Raw genomic sequence first — 4,754 nt, forward strand, 5'->3', positions numbered from 1 at the left:
AGTCAGGAATTTTACGGGGAATGTCGGTTTAATTGCGTTAGCAATCAGGATTGTCCTCTTGGAACTATCTGTGCAGGAGAAGGCCTTTGCTTGGAGCCTGATGATTTGTGCTTGGTGACCAACTGTCCCGAGGGGACGACTTGTTACCAAGGAATTTGCTATCCAGATGAAGATCCATGCTTAGAAAATGTATGTCCAGAGGGCTTCTATTGCTGGGAAGGGGAGTGTATCGTAGGTTCACCTATTATAGAAATATCAGGAACAATCTACGATGCAGAGACCAACTCGCCAATCAGTACGGTAGGAGTGGCCTCTACACACGGAGACCAATTGTCGGATGTCAACGGTAACTATGCCATTACTACCATGATTTCGGATCAATTGACATTTACTGACAACTTATATGTATCCTATACTACGCCTATAATTACCGAATCCAGCAATTCTTATGATATATACCTCAATAAAAACTACTGCAAATTCTTTGATTGCGGTCCAGGTCAAGAGTGTATCAATGGTAGGTGTACAGCAGTAAACTACCAGCTTAGCGGAGAAGTTCGAGACAGCGACACAGACCTTCCTCTTGATAATGTAAGGATCCAGTCTTTGAGTTTTGATGATGTCTTAACTGGATCAGACGGTAAATTTTCCATAGAAGTACTATCTGGACTGAATGCAACTTTTGAGCGGTCTGGGTATTTAATCAAGTCCATCACCGTAAATGAGAACGAGGATTTGATTGTCTACCTCAATCCAGATCCTTGCGATGAATTGGATTGTCCTGATGGATTTGTTTGTCAGGATGGAGAATGTGTGCCTGACCCCTGCGCGGGTACGGTTTGTGGCCCGGATGAATTTTGCTTTGCAGGTTCATGCTTTCCGCTTGAGGGGTCTTCAATCCGGGTACATGGTACGGTCAGAGACTTATCTACAAATGATCCGATTCCGGCGGCAATTACCAGCTCATTGGGTACATCCTTAGCAGATCTGAATGGATTCTTTGTAGTAGATGTGCCCTATGGTGAGACACTTAGCTTTGGAGCTGAAAATTATGGTTCTTTTACGACTGAAACTTTAAAAGAAAATGGACAAGAACTGGAAATTTTCTTGACCCAAGAAAACTGCAAGGATATAAATTGTCCAGATGGGTCGTTTTGTGAAAATGGGGTTTGTATCCCTTATCCGTGTGGAATAGAACTTTTGCCATTACAAATCAGTCCTGAAATAGGCACGAGTGAAACCGAGTACACCTTCACCATCACTTATACTGATCCGGAAAATTCGAATTTGGCAATAGGTTATCCAAGATTGGAATTGGATGCAAATAACAATGGTTCTGCGGAAGATTCGGGTGATTTGACCTTTGCGATGTCTGAACTTGATCCGAGTGATATAGATTTGAAAGATGGTAAGATCTATCAAGTAAGAGTTTCAGGATTGAAAGATAACACTGCTTGGAAAGCTCGAGTAGTGGCTAAGAACGAATTTTATTGTCAAGTGAGTACGGACTTCATTGATCAGCCGAATGTGTCGGTGAGCAATCTCGATGTGGGGATTTTTGCCAACAACATCAGCTTCACCAACGATACTCCTGACAATAACGAAACCATCACGATTTTTGCAAGAGTTCGAAATATCTCGGATTTCCCAGCTGAAAATTTTGTGGTCTCTGCCTACGATGGCGAAACTCAAATTTTCAGCACAGTCATCGAAAATCTGGAAGCTAGATCCAATATTGATTTATCATGGGATTACAGTTTTGAGGAGGCTGGTTTTTATCAGATTAAGGTGGTCCTTGATGAAACCGATGTGCTCGAGGAAATCAACGAACTCAACAATTTTGCGATTAGACCTGTGTTGGTGGGCAACTATGTGTTGCCGGGTGGAATTCAGGCCAAGGCTACACCAAATTCTTCTACAGTTTATGTGGGGGAATGGATAAACATCTCTGGAAATGCATCCTACTTTGGTATTGATGAAGGTGTCAATCCGGATGTGGCAGGAGCGAATGTTTCCTTTAGCTATGAGAATGGATCTTTCCAGACGACTACAAGTTCGAATGGAACATTTAGCAGATCTGTCAAAATGCCGACCACTCCAGGAGTCTATACATTCACAGGTTCGGTAACAGATTACACGTTGACTGGTGAGATTCCTTCTTTCCAAATAGAAGTAATTCCATACCCTGCAAAGGCTGATTTGAGAGCCAATATCACGCTGGATCAAACTGAGGTACTAGCAGGTGAGGAAATAACCGGTACAGCGACAGTGACCAATCTGGGAGAATTAACCGCGACAAACTTCACTTTCCGCTATGAAACCTGTGAAGGAATTTTAGAAGAAGTTGGAATCAACTCCCTTGCTCCAGGCGAAACATTGTCATTTGACTTTGCGGTTTCCATCACATCAGAAATTGGAAGTTGCTTTAACAAGAATAATTGCTCGTTTACTGCTATTGCGGATGTATTCAATCAGGTAGATGATAAAACTAGAAGCAATAACTCGGTTGGACAAAGTGTAACAGTTTATCCAACTGTTCCTGATTTGACTCCTTCTTCTTCATTGATTGGTTTTAGTTCCAGAATGGAAGATCCATTTGAATTCACGGTTAAGGTGGATAATATCGGAGGTGTAATTACAAGTGAAGCCTTTGCGGTTAACGTCTATGTGGATGATGAATTGGTGGATAGTAGAAGTTTTGAAAAGCTCGACCAATGTGCTCAGATTTCTTATCCTGTTTCGGTAGTCTTCCAGACTCAGGAGGATCATGTGATCAGAATCAAAGTCGATGAACCCTTAGGTTCAGGAAGTATAGTCGAATACAATGAGGATAATAATGAATTTGTCAGAACGGTGAAATACAGTCCGCCTCCAGTTTTACGTCCAAACTTGTATATCACAAATACCTACTTATCAGTTGAACCGGGTCTTCCTGCTGCAGGAGAAACCTTCCTGGTCAAAACAAAAGTGAGAAATACCGGACAGGTATCGATCGAGGAAGCCTTCGAGGTTAATTTCCAGATTTCAGAAAAAGGAGTCTCGAGAAATGAAATCGTGCAGGTTCCGACTGGGTTAAAGAGTGGGGCAGAAGTCACAGTGGAGTATGAAACCAGCTTGGCTTCTGACGGAAGTAACGCTGTTTTGGTAGAACTTGACCCACTGAACCTGATTGATGAAAGCTCAGAGTTTGATAATAAAGCAAGTATGCCGCTTTGTTTGGATTTTGAAGTGGGACAAGCAGGATCTGTTTGGAATGGTGGGTTCATAGTATATACTGAACAAAACCTAACAGGTAGAGTCCGAAATCTTGGCTTGTTCACTGCTAAAGAAGTTAGGGTGGACTTCTTGTTGAATGGATCCGAGATTGGGTCAACGATCATTCCTGAGTTGAAGCCATCTTATGGTGGACTCGGTCAGTTTGTTTCCTTCCCTTACACCTTTAGAGAAGTTGGGACCTTCCAATTGGAGATGGTGATTGACCGAAATGATGATTTTGCTGAATGTAACGAAGCAAATAACAGCATCACAAGGTCAATCACAGTAAGAGCACCGCAACCTGATTTGAGGATTTTGTCAGAATACATTTCTCCAAGCAATCTCAATCCAGACCTGGATGAAGAAATTAATCTCTTCGTCTCCTTTGAAAATATCGGTTCTAAAACTCAATCTCCATTTAAGATCCGTGTTACAGTTGATGATATTCAATTAGGTCAAGACATATTGGTTGATGCCTTAGATGCAGGACAATTAGCAACAATCCCAGTAGAAACGACATACAGCAGTCCAACTGCGGGGGTGAAGGTTGTGAGGAGTTTTGTGGATATAGATCAGGAAACTGACGATTTGAATTACGTCAATAATGACGCAAGCAGGGCATTGGTAGTGGGAGAGGCGCCAAACCTTTTCTTTACCCAAATCGGATTTAGTACCAATTGTCCTCAGGTTGGAGAATTGATTCAAATCAATGTGGATATAGAAAATGAAGGGGATTTAGCCTCTAATGCTGAGCTTCACTTCTCCTATGTTACGGAGACTGACACGATACCGATTGAGGCTGTACCAATCTTTGTTGACATCCAGGGTTCTGCATCCAAATCCATTACTTGGACAGTCATCAACCCGGAATACTCCATTCTGGCAGAGATCAAAAACTCAGACCCACAGGAGTTTGATGATTTGGACAATTTCATTTTGGGAGAATTCAAAGATATTGTGCCTCCAACCCTAAATACTCAAGATATTGCGGTTTATCTCGATGAAAATGGATTGGTAACTATCAGTCCTGAGCAGGTTGACAATGGCTCTTTTGATGACTGTGGCATTGCGGAATTGACTTTAAGTCAGGAAAGCTTTAGTTGTTCAGAAATAGGTGATCAAGTCATTTTATTCACTGCCCTGGATGTAAACGGTAATGAATCTTCAGCAGAAGTTACAGTTACTGTGCTGGATGATATTTTCCCTGAAATTATTGGAATACCAGAAAATATTATTGTTGAAACTTCTTCAGGTAGTTGCGGAGGAATAGTAGAATGGGCAGCTCCTGTTTCTGCAGATAATTGTGTAGGGCATAGCATCGAGCAGATCTCAGGACCTGTGAGTGGATCAGAATTCCCTATAGGTACTAGTGTAGTGAGCTATAGAGCCAATGATGCCAGTGGAAATAAAGTCGAGTTAAGCTTCGAGGTTACCGTTGAAGATAAAGAAGCACCGAGCTTGATCATTCCAGAAGCGATTACAGTAAATACCGATATGGG

1 protein-coding gene is annotated in these 4,754 nt (G+C 41.9%); it reads left to right on the forward strand.

Annotated features, from left to right (window positions below):
- On the forward strand, positions 1–4,754 hold a 4,754-nt coding region (locus tag Q0L00_RS00780; protein ID WP_297334945.1), incomplete at both ends, for a CARDB domain-containing protein.

The organism is Algoriphagus sp. (genome assembly GCF_024305035.1).
GTDB lineage: Bacteria > Bacteroidota > Bacteroidia > Cytophagales > Cyclobacteriaceae > Algoriphagus.